Raw genomic sequence first — 15,378 nt, 5'->3', positions numbered from 1 at the left:
GGGATCGGCGGAATCCCTGCCCCGCCGGTGGCCGCGGCGGCTGCGCCTGGCTGGGCTTTGCCCTGATTGGCAATCGCCTGTTTCACATAAGACTGTACGTCCTCTTTGAGCACGCGATCTTTCGGGCCGCTGGGCTTAACGAGCCCCAAATCGACGCCCAGCTCACGGGCCAGCATGCGCACCGCAGGGCCTGCGTGAACCAGCTTGCCATCCCGGGGCTTATGCGCCGCCATTTGGGCTTCCGGGCTGGGGGTACCGGCCGGAGATTCAGACGGTTTAGCGCTGTCCTTGCTGTCACTGCTCTGCGAGGCTTTTTCTGGTGCGGCCTTTTTCGGTGCCGCTTTTTTGGCACCCGCCACTTCCATATAGCCGATCACATCGCCTTCAGAGACGGTGTCGCCCTCTTTAACGGTCAACTCAAGGAGCTTGCCCTTATAGGGGCTGGGCACGTCCATAGAGGCTTTATCAGACTCCAGGGTGATCAGCGGATCTTCTTCGTTGACCTCGTCACCCGCGGCTACACCAATCTCGATAATCGGCACATCAGAGGAACCCGACAGATCCGGCACACGAATCTCTTTGCGCTCCGGTTCACCGCTGGCGGCCTCTTCCTGATCGTCTTCGCCTACCGACTCTTCGGGCTCGCTGCTGGCTTGGCTAGACGACTGCTGAGAAGAAGCGCTCTCTTGCGGTGCCTCTTCACTATCGTCGCCGCCTTCGCCTGCGATCTCCATCTTACCGATCACATCGCCTTCCGAGACGGTGTCGCCCTCTTTCACGGTAAAGCTGACAATCTTGCCGCTATGGGGGCTGGGCACGTCCATGGAGGCTTTGTCAGACTCCAGAGTGATCAGGGTGTCTTCGGCTTCGACCTCATCGCCTTCGCTGACCGCGACTTCGATAATTTCGACGCTGTCCGAGCCACCGAGATCGGGCACTGTGATATCCACCGTCTGCTTACCGCCGGCGGCCTTTTTAGCCGCGGGCTTCTGCTCTTGAGACGGCTCTTTCGGCTTATCCTGTTTCGCTGGGGCCTTTTCAGACTGGCTGTCCGACGAGCTCTCTTGCTCCTCGTCGCCGCCGCCTTCGACTTCCAGCTCTACGATATCGTCCCCTTCCGAGACGCTATCGCCTTCTTTGACCAGCACTTTGAGCACCTTGCCGCCTTTCGGGGCAGGTACGTCCATACTGGCCTTGTCAGATTCCAGCGTGATTAGGGTGTCTTCCGCTTCAATGACGTCGCCTACTGACACCGCAATCTCGATGATTTCGACATCGGTATCGCCGCCGATATCGGGAACTTTGATGATTTCGCTACTCAAGGTCGCGCTCCTTCCAAATCGGATCGAGCCGGTGGGCAAGCGCCCACCGGTCAGCGGGTTAGCTAGTCAGCGGGTTAGGCTTATTGGCATCAATGCCGTACTTCTTAAGCGCTTCACCAACCTGCTTGCGATCAATCTCGCCACGTTCAGCCAGCGCACGCAGCGCCGCCACGGTCACGAAGTAGCGGTCTACTTCGAAGAAGTAGCGCAGCTTCTCACGGGTGTCTGAACGGCCAAAGCCATCGGTACCCAGTACAGTGTAGTCACCCGGTACCCAGGCGCGTACTTGATCGGCATATAGCTTCATGTAGTCGGTTGATGCGATCACCGGGCCATCGCGCCCTTCCAGGCACTTAGTGACGTGAGGCTTGGCGGCCTCGGCGTCTGGGTTCAGGAAGGCTTCACGATCCAGCAGCAGCGCTTCACGACGCAGCTCGTTAAAGCTGGTCACGCTCCAGATGTCGGCGCCGATGCCCCAATCGTTCTCGAGCAGTTCCGCAGCCGCTTCCACTTCGCGCAGAATGGTGCCAGAACCGAGCAGTTGAACGCGGCCCTTGTCACCTTTGGTTTCGCGCAGCAGGTACATGCCCTTGACGATATCGTCGGCGGGCACGTTTTCCAGCGCCGGGTGCTCGTAGTTCTCGTTCATCACCGTCAGGTAGTAGAAGCAGTTCTCCTTGTCGGTGAACATGCGCTTCAGGCCATCCTGCAGAATCACGGCAACTTCATGGGCATAGGTCGGGTCGTAGCTGCGGCAGTTGGGGATGGTGGAAGCCTGAATCAGGCTGTGACCATCTTGGTGCTGCAGGCCTTCGCCGTTAAGCGTGGTGCGCCCTGCGGTGCCACCGACCATAAAGCCACGGGCTTGCAGATCACCCGCCGCCCAGGCCAGATCGCCGATGCGCTGGAAGCCAAACATCGAGTAGTAGATGTAGAATGGCAGCAGCGTGACGTTGTTGTTGCTGTAGGAGGTCGCCGCGGCGATCCAGGCTGACATGGCGCCCGCTTCGGTAATGCCCTCTTCGAGGATCTGGCCTTTCTGATCCTCGCGGTAGAACATGATCTGGCCTTTATCCACCGGCTCGTACTTCTGACCTTCCGAGGTGTAGATACCCAACTGGCGGAACATGCCTTCCATACCGAAGGTACGCGCTTCGTCGGGGATAATCGGCACTACCTTCTTGCCCAGCGTCTTATCTTTCACCAGGCCATTGAGTACACGCACAAACGCCATGGTGGTGGAGACTTCACGGCCTTTCGAGCCACCCATTTGCGAGGCAAAGGTTTTATCTTCGAGACTGGGGATCTCCAGGGCTTCGAAGTCGCTCTGGCGGCTGGGCAGATAGCCACCCAAGCGCTCACGCTGCAGGTGCATGTACTTGAGCTCGGGAGAGTCCTCTTCCGGCTTGTAGTAGGGCACGTCTTTGAGCTGTTCATCGGTAATCGGAATACCGAAACGATCACGGAAGGTCTTGAGTGCTTCGTACTCCATGCTCTTGACCTGGTGCGCTTCGTTGGCCGCTTCGCCATCGCCGCTGCCCATACCGTAACCTTTAACGGTGTGCGCCAGGATGACCGTGGGCTTGCCGTTAGAGGTATTCACTGCCTCGTGGTAGGCCGCATACACTTTGAACGGGTCGTGGCCACCGCGGTTGAGCTTCCAGATATCTTCGTCGGAGAGGTCGTTGACCATCGCCTCGGTTTCGGGGTACTTACCAAAGAAGTGCTCGCGGGTATACGCGCCACCGTTGGCCTTGTAGTTCTGGTACTCGCCGTCGACCGCTTCGTCCATACGCTTCTGAAGGATGCCTTTCTTGTCCTTCTCGAACAGCGGATCCCAGTGGCGGCCCCAGACGACCTTGATCACGTTCCAGCCAGCGCCACGGAAGACGCCTTCGAACTCGTCCATCACCCGGGAGTTGCCGCGGACAGGGCCGTCCAGGCGCTGCAGGTTGCAGTTGATGACGAAAATCAGGTTGTCGAGATTTTCGCGACCGGCCAGGGAAATGGCCCCCAGGGATTCCGGCTCGTCACACTCACCGTCGCCCATGAAGCACCAGATCTTGCGGTCGTACATATCTTTCAGCTCACGGTGATGCAGGTACTTCATCACATGGGCTTGATAGATCGCTTGAATGGGGCCAAGACCCATGGAGACCGTGGGGAACTGCCAGTAGTCCGGCATCAGCCACGGGTGCGGGTAGGACGAGAGGCCATCGCCATCGACTTCCTGGCGGAACTTGTCCATCTGCTCTTCAGACAGACGGCCTTCTAAATAGGAGCGTGCGTAGATACCCGGCGCCACGTGCCCTTGGATATAGATCAGGTCACCGGCAAAATCGCCCTGAGGGGCGCGGAAGAAGTGGTTAAAGCCCACGTCATACAGCGTTGCCGAAGACATAAAGCTGGCAATGTGGCCACCCAGGCCCGGCTTGGCGCGGTTGTTACGAATCACCTGGGCAATGGCATTGTAACGGATCAGGGAACGAATACGACGCTCCATGAACAGGTCGCCAGGCATCGGTGCTTCGCGGTGAACCGGGATCGTATTACGGTGCGGGGTTGTCACCGAGAAGGGCACCTTCATGCCGTCCCGGCGCAGGCGATCCGCCAGGCGGGTCATCAGGTAGCGGGCACGATCTTCGCCCTCACGATCCAATACCGATTCCAGGGAATCAATCCATTCCGTGGTTTCGATCGGATCGAGATCTTCTCTTGTCTCCAGACTCATAGAGGTCTCTCCGAATGACGATAAATGACAAAAATCCCCGCTACCCTGAAGGGCCTGGGGTGGCGGTGTGAAAATTCACCACGCGCCAATATTCAGCCGGTGATCAAACACCGGATAGGGGTTTTAGCTCTACATTCAACAAGCTACGTACTTATTTGGGTACTTATTGATGTAGTAAAGCTACATGATGCTGTTAAGCGTTAGCCTTTTGTATAGGTGAAGATACCTCAAAGTCGCCACGCTGCCAATTCCGTCACGGTGGAAAAGCCTATCGAAAACAAACTATTGCAGTGCAACATAAGCGATATATAGAGCATTCCAGGCGGCTATCTGCAGGTCGCCAAATGTAATTAAACTACCGTTTTATTATGTTGGAAGTTAAACACTTAACTAGTGAAATGCTCACTCGTCCTCCTTGCGTGCAATGCGCGACTCAGTTGCTGGTGAAAATATGCCCAATCAAATGCCGGGCCAGGATCTGTTTTGCGCAGCGGCGCCACACGGGCATGACTGGTGATACGCTCGCTATTGATCTCGGGGTAGCGTGCCATTAACCACACTGTCGCCTCTACCAGCGCGCTATACTGAGCTTTGCGGTAAGGAGTAACGTCATCTCCCTCGAGCTCAATACCCACCGAGAAATCGTTGAGCGCTGTTCGCCACCCTGCTTGATGAGCGTCCCACCAGCATGAGCGACCGGCATGCCACGCACGATGATCTGTATCAACAAACTGCACACATTCGCCATCACGACGAATGAGCAGATGAGCAGAGACTCTTAAGTGCGCTATTTCCGAAAAAAAGGGGTGCTCATCAACCGGTAGCCGATTGGTAAATAGCGCCTCAATAGCGTCGCCGCTAAACTGACCGGGAGGCAGACTAATGGCGTGAATGAGCAGTAGCGAGACCTCCTTACCGAGCCGGGCGTCGCAGTTGGGTGAGGCGACTTGCCGGGCGCTACTCCACCAACCGCTAAAGGGTTGTTTGTCTACCATACGCATGGTCTCCTTTAGGTAACGCGTTCTTCCACGGCTCTCTTTCATTATAATGGCCGCCCACAATCGATGACGTTCAGAGAATCACTGCCATGCATTATCAATCCGCTCTTGCTGAAGAAATCCGCGCCAGCGCCGCTCGCCTGTTGGCTGAGGACGTTGGCCCGGGTGATATTACCGCGCAATTGATCCCTGAACACCAGTGGGCCAGCGCCGACGTGATTAGCCGCGATGCCGCCATACTGTGCGGAGCCCCTTGGGTAGATGAGCTGTTTCGCCGCCTGGATAGTCGGGTAAGCCTGACCTGGCACGCCGCTGACGGCGATAAGCTAGAGGCCGGTGAGTGCTTTTTAACCCTGGAAGGCCCTGCCCGTGTCCTGCTCACCGGCGAGCGGGCGGCGCTTAACGTGCTGCAAACGCTATCCGCCACCGCCACCGCCACCCGCGCTTATGTCGACCTAATTGAAGGCACCGGTGTACGTCTGCTTGATACCCGCAAAACCATACCCGGCATGCGTTTGGCGCAAAAATATGCGGTCACCTGCGGAGGTGGACACAACCACCGCATTGGCCTATGGGACGCGTTTTTGATCAAAGAGAACCACATTGCTGCCTGCGGAGGCATTCAAGCGGCGGTCGCCCAGGCGCGCAAGCTAGCCAGCGACCTGCCTGTGGAAGTCGAGGTAGAAACCTTTGAAGAGCTGGATCAGGCGCTGGCAGCGGGGGCTGATATTGTCATGCTCGACAACTTTGCCATTGAAGACCTCCACGTAGCCGTTGAAATTAACGGTGGCCGCGCCACCCTGGAAGCTTCAGGCAATGTGGACGCCACCACCCTGCGGGCAATCGCCGATACCGGCGTTGACTGTATTTCCAGCGGCGCTTTGACCAAGGACATCGCCTCGATCGATCTTTCCATGCGGATTACCCGCAGCTATAGCGTGTAACTCTGCTTACGTCTCGACAGCGTTAAGCCGCTTGGTGAGCTTATAACGCAACAGCCGTTCCCCGCTTCGCTCGACCCACTGCTCGCCGTGGCTCTCCCAGCCACGGCGCAGTAAGCGCTCATAAAGTACTAAACTAGCCTCTATCTCAACTTGCCCCTTACCCTCCTCAATAAGTAACCGCTCGGCATGTACCAATAGCGTGGTGCCGATACCGCGGCCAGCCAATGAGGGCCATACGTAGAGGGTTTCAACCCGCCCGGCGACTAAATCCAGCTCAAGAAACCCCACGCAGCGACCATCACAGGTTGCCACTAAGGTGGTGTAGAGCGCCTGCCTAACTCCCCACGCGCTGCCCTCTCGGGGCAGCGCCTGTGCCCAGGCCTTGCGCTCCGAGAGCGTATAATGTGTGGCCGCACCTTGCATGACAGCGTGGTAAAACACTTCCGCCTGGTCAGCAGCATCCCGGGCCAGCGCCGCACGATACATTATCCGCGTACCGGTTGGCGCTTGCGGCTCCTCGGTATTCGTCATGCGTCACCTCTGAGCTGTTCAGCTAACATTCAATCAAGACTCCTTCGATCATGCCCACTGGGTCATTCCCCATTTGGTCACGCTTAAGGCATTGGCCTGCTTTATACTACTTGGATCAATTATACGCGAATCAACCCTAGCAAAAGGCAGTGTGATGGACGACGCCCCTAACAGCGAGCACTTTACGCTGACGCCCATTGGTCATGTGGTTAGCGACTACCCCGATAAATTCGGCATCCCGCGCCAGCCGGGACTCGCCCCGGCGGCCAATGCCCAGCTTGTGCTCACAGCGCCTTTCAACGACCCACTCGCCGTGCGCGGTTTGGAAGACTTCAGCCACCTATGGCTGAGCTTTATTTTTCATCAAAGCCCCGAGCGCTGGTCGCCACTGGTAAGGCCACCGCGCCTGGGGGGCAATAAAAAGGTGGGGGTTTTTGCCAGCCGCAGCACCCACCGCCCCAACCGCTTGGGGCTCTCGCTGGTGAGATTAATCGCTATCGACACTCAGCATGGCGTCACTCTGCTTCTCCAGGGCTGCGATTTAGTCAGTGGCACCCCGGTGGTCGATATCAAGCCTTATCTACCTTGGGCCGAATCTCACCCCAACGCACAGGCCGGTTTTGCCCCTGCTGCGCCATCGCTCATGGATGTCACCTTTCATCCCACGGCGCTGGACATGCTCGCTCATCGCCAGGACAGTGCCACACTACGGGCATTAATTGAACAGGTGCTACGCCAAGACCCTAGGCCCGCCTACAAGCAAAAGGAGCAGGGGTCTGAGCGGCTTTACGGTGTGCGACTGCGCGATGTGGACGTTAAGTTTTGCCCCCGCCAAAACGGCGAAGCCACCACCTTAGAGGTGATGGCTATCGAACCTTACGCCAATTCATAACTCAAGCGTGGCGGTTTACGCGGGGAAGGTAATGCCCAAACGGCGGCCAACTTCCTCATACGCTTCAATCACACCACCCAACCCCTGGCGGAAGCGGTCTTTATCCAGCTTCTCACGGGTGTTGGCATCCCAGAGGCGGCAACCATCCGGAGAGAACTCATCCCCCAGCACCACCTCGCCTTTGAAGACACCAAACTCCAGCTTGTAATCCACCAGCAGCATATCGCCTTCAGCAAACAGCGCTTTGAGGATATGGTTAACCTTGAAGGTGAGCACCTTCATTTTGGCTAACTGCTCAGGCGTGGCCCAGCCGAAGGTTTCCGCCAGCGACTCATTGATCATCGGGTCGCCCTTCTCATCGTTCTTTAAGAACAGTTCAAAGGTCGGTGGCGTCAGGGCGATGCCCTCTTCGACACCCAGCCGCTTCACCAAGCCACCTGCGGCGATGTTGCGGACGACGCACTCCACCGGGATCATCTGCATCTTTTTGACCAGACTCTCCGTATTGGAGAGCTGCTTTACAAAGTGGGTAGGAATACCCGCTTCCTGCAACCGCTCCATAATGAAGGCGTTAAAGATGTTATTGACCATTCCCTTGCGGGCCAGCGACTCCACTTTTTTACCGTCGAAGGCGCTGGTGTCATCACGAAAATTCAGCACCAACAAATCCGGATCGTCGGTGGTATACACAGATTTCGCCTTACCGGCGTAGAGTTCTTGGCGCTTTTCCATGGGGGCTCCGTAAGGGATTGAGGGATCAACAAATTAACGTAAATAACCGGAGACACGCTCAAGCAGCTCGCGCTGATCATCGGCGCTAAATGCCCGTTCGCTGGCATTAATGGCACGCAGAATTGTCTGGTCGCCATTAGGCTGCAGAGCAAGACGGATCTGCTGGGACATTTTGCGCACATCCGGGCTGAAGACGATTTGCAGCGGGTTGCGGTTACGCTCGGTTTCAGTCATGTACTCAACCATGAACTCATGACTGGCGGGGTCGGCGGCGAGCAAATCTCGCTGGCCCTCCTGGGCAAAATCCAGCTCAAGATAGTGATTCAACTCGGCCCATACCCGATCAATCGGCTGCGGAATCACCACTTCCCACTCGTCGTCCTGCTGACGGATTTGCAATGTCTGCTCATCGGTAAGGCGCTGAGCCGTCCAGGAAGAGGAGACACTGGCAGATGCACTGCGTGCACTGAGATGGCTCTCTAATGCATCCAGACAGCTAGCCATGGTCTGGCCGCCGCGTTCACAGCGAACCTCGCTACTCCCTGCGCGCAGCGCGCTTTGTAGTCGTATTTCCGCCTGGGACGTAACAATAACCCCCTGGGAAGCGCTGCTCTGTTGTACTTCCAACTGACGGGTGCGTACAAACTCTTCCAGCTGCGGCCAAACCGTACCGGTATCGGCGGCCACCACTAGCCAGGTTTGATCGCCCACTTCACGACGCTCGACGTACTCAGGCTCCAAACCACTACCGATTGCCAGTGACTGCGGAGGGCGGATTTCTGCCGCTTCGTCAAGCCGTGCCCCCTGGGTGGCGGCTTGAGGAACCGGCAGCGCATCGCGGTAGCGTTGGGTATTGCGGGTCTCTGGTAGCACCAGGGGCGGCGCCGGAGCAGCCTCGGTGTAGTCCAGGTTACGGTCGTGGTAAAAACCATCTCGCGCACAACCAGAGAGCGCGACAGCCGCTGCAAGTGCCAGCGGTACCCATTTAAGCGCACGTATTTCAAGCACAGAGCTCATCAAGCCACCTTATGTCAACAAATCAGGTACCCAGCTCAGCGGAAGGTGAGCTGGGTAGCAAAGGGTATTGTGTCGGGTTACTCCTCTACGACACCCGCCAGCTGCAGCGCTTCGCTCACTGTGGCGTGGTACTTTTCCGACAGCCAGGTTAGCGGTAAGCGAATACCCGCGTCCGCATACCCCATACGATTCAGCGCCCACTTCACAGGGATAGGATTCGACTCTATACCCAGATTGGTGTGTAGCGGCATCAAACGCGTATTAATCTGATGCGCCTTATCGGCATCACCGGCGACAGCTGCCGCGCAAAGTTCATGCATCGCTCTGGGGGCAACATTGGCGGTAACGGAGATATCGCCATGGCCACCCATCAACATAAAGTCGCAGGCGGTGGCATCGTCACCAGAGTAGAGCATAAAGCCGCTGCCCTTTAGGCGAGTGATTAGATCTTCCGCACGCTCCAGGTTCCCCGTAGCGTCTTTTAAACCGATAATATTATCGACTTCGGCCAGACGCAGCACGGTCTCGTTGTAGATATCCGAGCAGGTACGGCCAGGCACATTATAAAGAATAACCGGCAGGTCGCTGGCCTCTGCGGTGGCTTTAAAGTGCTGAAACAGGCCTTCCTGGGTAGGTTTGTTATAGTAGGGAGCCACCGTCAGGCAGTAGTCTGCACCCACCTCTTTAGCGTAGCGGGTCAATTCCACTGCTTCAGTGGTGTTGTTCGAGCCGGTACCGGCAATGACGGGGATACGGCCATTGACCTCTTCTACCACGCTGCGAATGACGTCAAAGTGCTCCGCGAAGGACATGGTTGTCGGTTCGCCCGTGGTACCCGCCGCCACAATGGCATCGGTGCCATTTTCGAGATGGAAGTTCACCAGGCGACGGAGCGCCTCCCAGTCGATGTCGCCATTGACCTTCATAGGCGTCGCCAGGGCGACAATGCTGCCTGTGATCATCCGTTTATTCCTCACCAGCCAAATTGTGATATCAACTATCTAGTTTTTAAGTGCTAGGTTTCTAAGTGCTAGGGTTTTAACTGCCAACTGCTTTAGAGACTTGTCGAAACCGAGCGCGATCACGCTATTTCGCCTCACGCGACAACCCGCACAGAGGCCAAATGGTACTCAGGCGATTCGAGCCTGTACAGCGTAAAGCGATGTGAGTTTGTCGTCACGCTGTTTTGCGCTTTGACAATGCCCTCTGGCTTGCGTGTAATCACTCTTAACATCCACCGTTAATAAGGATCTCATCATGTCTGTTGAAATCGGTCAGCCGGTCGCAGATTTTTCCGCCACTGCCACTGGTAATACCAGCGTGACACTGTCGGAACTACGCGGCAAACAAGTGGTTATTTATTTCTACCCCAAAGCCAGCACGCCCGGCTGCACCACCGAGGGGGGCGACTTTCGTGACCGCAAGCCCGCCTTCGACGCCGCCAACACGGTGATTCTAGGTGTCTCTCGTGACGGTCTACGCGCCCAGGAGAACTTCAAGGCCAAGCAGGATTTCAATTTTGATCTCATTTCCGACAAGGATGAAAATGTTTGCACGCTGTTTGACGTTATCAAGCTCAAGAAGATGTACGGCAAAGAGCACCTGGGAATTGAGCGCAGTACCTTCCTGATCGATAAGGAGGGCAAGCTAGCCCAAGAGTGGCGTGGCGTTAAAGTGCCTGGCCACGCCGACGAAGTACTTGCAGCGGCTGAAAGACTGAACGCGGCTAGCTAACCCACCGTGCCCGCGACCAGCGCGGGCAGTGCTCGGGCGCTACTCGTACTCTTTTACCGACGCCTGGGCTTCCACCCCCCGCTGCTCATCACGTCCTTGCATGCTGCGCGGCCAGGCGTAAATCAGCGCTTTCAGCAGCGTCGCCAAGGGAATGGCAAAGAAAATGCCCCAAAACCCCCAAATTCCGCCGAAAAACAGCACCGCTACAATGATGGAGACCGGGTGAATATTATTGGTCTCAGAGAACAGCACCGGTGCTAATACATTGCCATCCAACGCCTGAATTACGCCATAAGCCACCAGTACATAGACAAAGTCTTCGCTAAGACCAAAATAGAAACCGGCCACAGCGGCGACCGGCAGCGTGGCCACCGCAGCACCGATATAAGGCACTAGTACCGATAGCCCTACCAACACCGCCAGCAAGGCGGTATACGGCAACCCAAAGAACGCAAAGGTAAAGAACGCCACCGTCCCCACGATAATGATTTCAATAAATTTACCACGAATATAGTTGGCAATTTGATCATCCATCTCACGCCAGATACGCGATAACAGCGTACGCTTTTGGGGCAGCAGTGAGAGTATAAAACCGACCAACACGTCACGATCCTTGAGCATAAAGAAGACCAAAATCGGCACCAGCACCAGGTAGATGATCAGCGCCATGATGTTGCCTAGCGAGGCTAACGAGAGCGTTAAAGCGCGCTGGCCTAACTGGCTGATTTCACGGCTTGCGACACCTATCCAGCTCTGCATCTGATCCGGCGTAATAATGTTTGGATAGCGCGCCTGCAACTCATCCAACCACCCCTGACCACTGGCAAACATCCGCGGTGTCTCTTGAACCAGCCCCACTAGCTGATTCCAGATCAACGGCATCAAAATAAACGCCAGGGTAAGCAGCACACTGATAAAAGCCAGAAAGACCAGGATAACCGCCAGCAGATGAGGCACACCGCGCCGGGTAAACGCACTGACTACGCCCTGCAAAAGAAACGCGATCACCAGGGCGGTAAAAAAGGGCGCCAGCATTCGTCCGAACCAGATAATCGCCGCAAAGCCCGCTACCAGCACCACCAACAGAATGAGCGCCTCCTCATCCGAGAAGTAACGCTCCACCCAGCTTTTCAGAATCGTGCGCAGGGTCATAAGTGCGCATCCCCAGCTTTTCTAATCCAATACACATAAACATCGTCGCGCTGTTCCCGCCCCTCTAACGTATGCGCACTCTGATCGGTAAACGATGCCATATCCCGCCACGACCCCGCATCTGTCGAACGCACTTCCAGCAACTGGCCTGCCGCCAGGCCAGACAGCGCCTGCTTGGCTTTTAGCAATGGCAATGGGCAATGCAGCCCACAAGCGTCAAGCACCGTATCGGGTTGAAAGCCCCCGGTTTGCTCAGACATACACTCTCCCTCAAAATAACCTGCCTATTGACGACGTAGATTGATCAATGCTGTTACATAAACATTGTTTAATAAACGCTGCGGCATACACTGTCTTTTAGCGATTGATTTCACTAAGCAGTCGATTTAACGGCACTTCCCCGCCTTTATCAATGTCACACTGTGACTGACGAGCTTAACCATCACTTAAGAGGATGCCATGCCGACCCATCGTACCGCTTACCCAGGCTGGATATGTGCGTTCGCTTGTGCCTGCGGCAGCTTACTGTTTAGTCCACCAAGTGCTGCTAATAACGACTACGGCTTACCCAGTCTAGGGGCGGCATCTACCTCTGTCAGCAATGAAGAGTATCGTTTGGGCCGCGCCTGGTTGCGTCAGTTTCGTGCTCAGGCCCCACAGTGGCAAGACCCGATTACTAATGATTATTTGCAAAGCCTGATTGCCCGGCTGGCCCCGCACAGTGATATTAACGGCCTGCGCACTATTACCGTCATGGTCGATAACGGCTCCCTGAACGCCTTTGCCGTCCCTGGCGGCGTAGTAGGGATCAATTCAGGACTATTCGCGTTTGCCGAAGATGAAGGCGCCTTTGTCTCGGTGCTAGCTCACGAACTGGGCCACCTCTCTCAACGCCACTATGCCCGGGGCAGTGCCCGTGCAGCACAGACCCAACTGCCCGCTATGGCGGCCATGCTGGCAGGCATGCTGATTGCCGCCAGTGGCGGGGGCGATGTTGGCATGGCGACTGCCATGGGGTCTCAGGCGGCACTGATTCAGGATCAACTCAGCTACTCGCGGCTGTTCGAACAGGAAGCCGATAACATAGGCCTGCAGGCCATGGCCGATGCGGGCTATGACCCGGAGGCAATGGTACGCATGTTCTCAGCCATGCAGCGTATGGCCCGCCTTCAGGGCGATACACCGCCGGAATTCCTACTCACCCACCCGGTTACCGACAGTCGCCTTAGCGCCGCCCAAGCCCGCGCCGCCCAACTCAATATCGCCGATGCATACACCAGCGATACCCTCTACGACATGATGCGTGCCCGTGCGCTACTGAGCATTTACAGCAACACTCCCCAGCAAGCCACGTCTCGCCTTTCTCGGGAGGGTGCCGACCAAGCCGCCCAGGATTACCTGGCAGCACTGATCGATGCGCGTAATAGCCAAACCGACAGCGCCCTGGAGCAGTTGGACAGGCTTGCCAACCAGCATCCTGACTATGCCATGCTGCCCGCCTCTGCCGCCAGCGTGGCACTGGAAGCGGGGCGCTACGAGCAGGCCATTCAGCGCAGTCAGCGATTGCTGCGTTTTACGCCCGACTACCTGCCCGCCCAACTGATATTGGCCGAAGCACAGCTCCAGCGCGACCCACAGGCGGCTTACCAGTTGCTAAACGATATCACCGCACAACACCCGGAAAACCCGCAGGGCTTTAATCTACTGGCTGAAGCCGCCGGACGCAGTGGGCATGATAGCTGGGGGCATTTGGCCCGAGCCGAACACCTCCAGCTAACCGGTCGCGTTGACCGCGGCATTCGCCAGCTCTCCATCGCCCGGGATGCCGCCGAGCGTGAGAACGACCAGCAGGCACTGGCGAGAATCGAGCAGCGCCGCGAGGATTTCATTGAGTATCGCGAAACCCTGGAAGATTTTAACTAAACCTATGTCATTGCGAGGAGCGTAGCGACGCAGCCATGACATTCGGTTAATCTTTTCTCGCTATGCGTTGAAATTAAGCATCCGCTCGAGGGGTTTTAAAGCCTGCAGGCGCAGCGCTTCATCCACCTCAATTTCGCCGCTTCCCTCGCGCAACGCACCGGCCAGATTATCCAGCGCGTTCATGGCCATCCAGGGGCAGTGGGCGCAACTGCGGCAGGTGGCACCATTGCCTGCCGTAGGCGCTTCAAACAGGGTTTTGTCGGGTACCGCCTGCTGCATCTTGAAAAAGATGCCACGGTCAGTGGCCACAATCAGCTTATCGTTGGGTAGCTCTTTAGCCGCTTTGATCAGTTGCGAAGTGGAACCTGCCACATCGGCCAGTTTAACCACCGGCTCCGGCGACTCTGGATGCACCAACACCGCGGCATCTGGATAGATGCGCTTGAGGTCTTCAACGCCCTTGGCCTTGAACTCCTCATGGACGATACAGGCGCCATCCCACATCAACATATCAGCGCCGGTTTTGTTCTGGATATAGCCGCCCAAATGCTTATCGGGTGCCCAGAGAATTTTCTCGCCTTTAGCTTGCAGGTGCTCAATCACCTCTACCGCAATCGACGATGTGACGACCCAATCCGCCCGCGCCTTAACAGCAGCGGAGGTGTTGGCATACACCACCACGGTGCGGTCAGGGTGGGCATCACAGAAAGCACTGAACTCATCGGCAGGACAGCCAATATCCAGCGAACAGGTGGCTTCCAGGGTGGGCATCAGTACGCGCTTTTCAGGCGAAAGGATCTTGGCGGTTTCACCCATGAAGCGAACCCCGGCGACGACCAGCGTGGTGGCGTCGTGGCGAGCACCAAAGCGCGCCATCTCCAGCGAGTCAGCGACACAGCCGCCGGTCTCTTCCGCCAGTTGTTGGATAGCATCATCGGTGTAGTAGTGGGCAACCAAAACGGCGTTATGGGCCTTCAACAGTCGTTTGATCTCTTCAACCCGGGCCTGATCTTCCGCCGGAATGCGGGTCGGGCAGTAGGCCGTGGGTAGCGGAGCCTCAAGCTTCGCTTGAGTAGTCATAATAGTCATTGTGTCTACCACTGTGACGAACAGGGAATCCCCCTGTTAAACACTGGGCTACGGCGCAGTACATCTTGCACATGCGCCGCTCGTAAGGGCGATGAGCCGCTGCGTCTCTCGCGATGGCCATCGCTTAAAACCTGTTCTGAACAGATTTATTCTAAACCATTTTGGCGGGGAATAGCGTTTGACTGCAAACAGAATGTCACACACAGCAAAACGCCCCTCGCAGCTAAACTGCCAGGGGCGTTGAATTTGGTGGGTCGTGCAGGATTCGAACCTGCGACCAATTGATTAAAAGTCAACTGCTCTACCAACTGAG

13 protein-coding genes and 1 pseudogene are annotated in these 15,378 nt (G+C 56.6%); 4 read left to right on the top strand and 10 right to left on the bottom strand.

All coding sequences use genetic code 11. The features are described from left to right. From JI62_RS22850 to ampD, 3 genes and pseudogenes are all read right to left on the bottom strand, one after another. Nucleotides 1-1,265 (bottom strand): annotated as a pseudogene (locus JI62_RS22850) (biotin/lipoyl-containing protein); the annotation flags it as partial. Between the two features lie 115 nt (nt 1,266-1,380). Further along, nucleotides 1,381-4,053 carry a pyruvate dehydrogenase (acetyl-transferring), homodimeric type gene (aceE, locus tag JI62_RS06570; RefSeq protein ID WP_088699395.1) on the bottom strand — a complete coding sequence of 891 codons (2,673 nt, stop codon included), beginning with the start codon at nt 4,051-4,053 and terminating at the stop codon, nt 1,381-1,383. 386 nt (nt 4,054-4,439) lie between these two features. Continuing rightward, the gene (ampD, locus tag JI62_RS06565; RefSeq protein ID WP_088699394.1) at nt 4,440-5,048 is read right to left on the bottom strand and encodes a 1,6-anhydro-N-acetylmuramyl-L-alanine amidase AmpD; all 609 of its coding nucleotides are present in this window, start codon (nt 5,046-5,048) and stop codon (nt 4,440-4,442) included. Nucleotides 5,049-5,140: 92 nt separating this feature from the next. Between ampD and nadC the strand changes: the two genes are divergently transcribed. Then, nucleotides 5,141-5,995: a carboxylating nicotinate-nucleotide diphosphorylase gene (nadC, locus tag JI62_RS06560; protein WP_088699393.1), complete on the top strand. Its 855-nt coding sequence runs from the start codon at nt 5,141-5,143 to the stop codon at nt 5,993-5,995. A 6-nt stretch (nt 5,996-6,001) separates the two neighbouring features. Here the strand turns inward: nadC and JI62_RS06555 are convergent, their stop codons facing one another. Beyond that, entirely contained in the window at nt 6,002-6,526 is a 525-nt protein-coding gene (locus tag JI62_RS06555; RefSeq protein WP_088699392.1) for a GNAT family N-acetyltransferase, read from the bottom strand. Between the two features lie 154 nt (nt 6,527-6,680). Here JI62_RS06555 and tsaA point away from each other — a divergent pair, with 154 nt between their 5' ends. After that, complete coding sequence (gene tsaA / locus JI62_RS06550; protein ID WP_088699391.1) at nt 6,681-7,418, top strand: tRNA (N6-threonylcarbamoyladenosine(37)-N6)-methyltransferase TrmO; 738 nt, start codon at nt 6,681-6,683, stop codon at nt 7,416-7,418. Between the two features lie 15 nt (nt 7,419-7,433). Here the strand turns inward: tsaA and purC are convergent, their stop codons facing one another. From purC to dapA, 3 genes are all read right to left on the bottom strand, one after another. After that, nucleotides 7,434-8,150: a phosphoribosylaminoimidazolesuccinocarboxamide synthase gene (gene purC / locus JI62_RS06545; RefSeq protein ID WP_088699390.1), complete on the bottom strand. Its 717-nt coding sequence runs from the start codon at nt 8,148-8,150 to the stop codon at nt 7,434-7,436. A gap of 33 nt (nt 8,151-8,183) precedes the next feature. Beyond that, a complete protein-coding gene (gene bamC, locus JI62_RS06540; RefSeq protein WP_088699389.1) occupies nt 8,184-9,167 on the bottom strand; it encodes an outer membrane protein assembly factor BamC in 984 nt (327 codons plus the stop codon). A 77-nt stretch (nt 9,168-9,244) separates the two neighbouring features. Continuing rightward, complete coding sequence (dapA, locus tag JI62_RS06535; RefSeq protein ID WP_088699388.1) at nt 9,245-10,129, bottom strand: 4-hydroxy-tetrahydrodipicolinate synthase; 885 nt, start codon at nt 10,127-10,129, stop codon at nt 9,245-9,247. 295 nt (nt 10,130-10,424) lie between these two features. Between dapA and JI62_RS06530 the strand changes: the two genes are divergently transcribed. Further along, nucleotides 10,425-10,901 (top strand): peroxiredoxin, encoded by a 477-nt coding sequence (locus JI62_RS06530; RefSeq protein ID WP_088699387.1) that lies wholly within the window; start codon nt 10,425-10,427, stop codon nt 10,899-10,901. Nucleotides 10,902-10,940: 39 nt separating this feature from the next. Here JI62_RS06530 and JI62_RS06525 read toward each other — a convergent pair whose 3' ends face one another. Together JI62_RS06525 and JI62_RS06520 are read right to left on the bottom strand one after the other, a co-directional pair. Further along, complete coding sequence (locus JI62_RS06525) at nt 10,941-12,053, bottom strand: AI-2E family transporter (protein ID WP_088699386.1); 1,113 nt, start codon at nt 12,051-12,053, stop codon at nt 10,941-10,943. Further along, nucleotides 12,050-12,313: a sulfurtransferase TusA family protein gene (locus JI62_RS06520; RefSeq protein WP_088699385.1), complete on the bottom strand. Its 264-nt coding sequence runs from the start codon at nt 12,311-12,313 to the stop codon at nt 12,050-12,052. Before JI62_RS06520 ends, JI62_RS06525 begins: the two co-directional genes overlap by 4 nt. A 199-nt stretch (nt 12,314-12,512) precedes the next feature. On the opposite strand from JI62_RS06520, the gene JI62_RS06515 reads away from it, so the two are divergent. Further along, nucleotides 12,513-13,976 (top strand): M48 family metalloprotease, encoded by a 1,464-nt coding sequence (locus JI62_RS06515; protein WP_088699384.1) that lies wholly within the window; start codon nt 12,513-12,515, stop codon nt 13,974-13,976. Between the two features lie 60 nt (nt 13,977-14,036). On the opposite strand, the gene nadA is transcribed toward JI62_RS06515, so the two are convergent. Beyond that, complete coding sequence (gene nadA / locus JI62_RS06510; RefSeq protein WP_088699383.1) at nt 14,037-15,065, bottom strand: quinolinate synthase NadA; 1,029 nt, start codon at nt 15,063-15,065, stop codon at nt 14,037-14,039. Between the last annotated feature and the right edge of the window lie 313 nt (nt 15,066-15,378).

The sequence above is a fragment of the Halomonas campaniensis genome (assembly GCF_002211105.1).
Taxonomy (GTDB): domain Bacteria; phylum Pseudomonadota; class Gammaproteobacteria; order Pseudomonadales; family Halomonadaceae; genus Vreelandella; species Vreelandella campaniensis_A.
This window is presented reverse-complemented; position numbering and strand designations above follow the sequence as displayed.

What these genes read in the sequence shown, in the direction of transcription:
- aceE (WP_088699395.1), bottom strand. Translation starts at nt 4,053, where the DNA reads ATGAGTCTGGAGACAAGAGAAGATCTCGATCCGATCGAAACCACGGAA.
- ampD (WP_088699394.1), bottom strand. Translation starts at nt 5,048, where the DNA reads ATGGTAGACAAACAACCCTTTAGCGGTTGGTGGAGTAGCGCCCGGCAA.
- nadC (WP_088699393.1), top strand. Translation starts at nt 5,141, where the DNA reads ATGCATTATCAATCCGCTCTTGCTGAAGAAATCCGCGCCAGCGCCGCT.
- JI62_RS06555 (WP_088699392.1), bottom strand. Translation starts at nt 6,526, where the DNA reads ATGACGAATACCGAGGAGCCGCAAGCGCCAACCGGTACGCGGATAATG.
- tsaA (WP_088699391.1), top strand. Translation starts at nt 6,681, where the DNA reads ATGGACGACGCCCCTAACAGCGAGCACTTTACGCTGACGCCCATTGGT.
- purC (WP_088699390.1), bottom strand. Translation starts at nt 8,150, where the DNA reads ATGGAAAAGCGCCAAGAACTCTACGCCGGTAAGGCGAAATCTGTGTAT.
- bamC (WP_088699389.1), bottom strand. Translation starts at nt 9,167, where the DNA reads ATGAGCTCTGTGCTTGAAATACGTGCGCTTAAATGGGTACCGCTGGCA.
- dapA (WP_088699388.1), bottom strand. Translation starts at nt 10,129, where the DNA reads ATGATCACAGGCAGCATTGTCGCCCTGGCGACGCCTATGAAGGTCAAT.
- JI62_RS06530 (WP_088699387.1), top strand. Translation starts at nt 10,425, where the DNA reads ATGTCTGTTGAAATCGGTCAGCCGGTCGCAGATTTTTCCGCCACTGCC.
- JI62_RS06525 (WP_088699386.1), bottom strand. Translation starts at nt 12,053, where the DNA reads ATGACCCTGCGCACGATTCTGAAAAGCTGGGTGGAGCGTTACTTCTCG.
- JI62_RS06520 (WP_088699385.1), bottom strand. Translation starts at nt 12,313, where the DNA reads ATGTCTGAGCAAACCGGGGGCTTTCAACCCGATACGGTGCTTGACGCT.
- JI62_RS06515 (WP_088699384.1), top strand. Translation starts at nt 12,513, where the DNA reads ATGCCGACCCATCGTACCGCTTACCCAGGCTGGATATGTGCGTTCGCT.
- nadA (WP_088699383.1), bottom strand. Translation starts at nt 15,065, where the DNA reads ATGACTATTATGACTACTCAAGCGAAGCTTGAGGCTCCGCTACCCACG.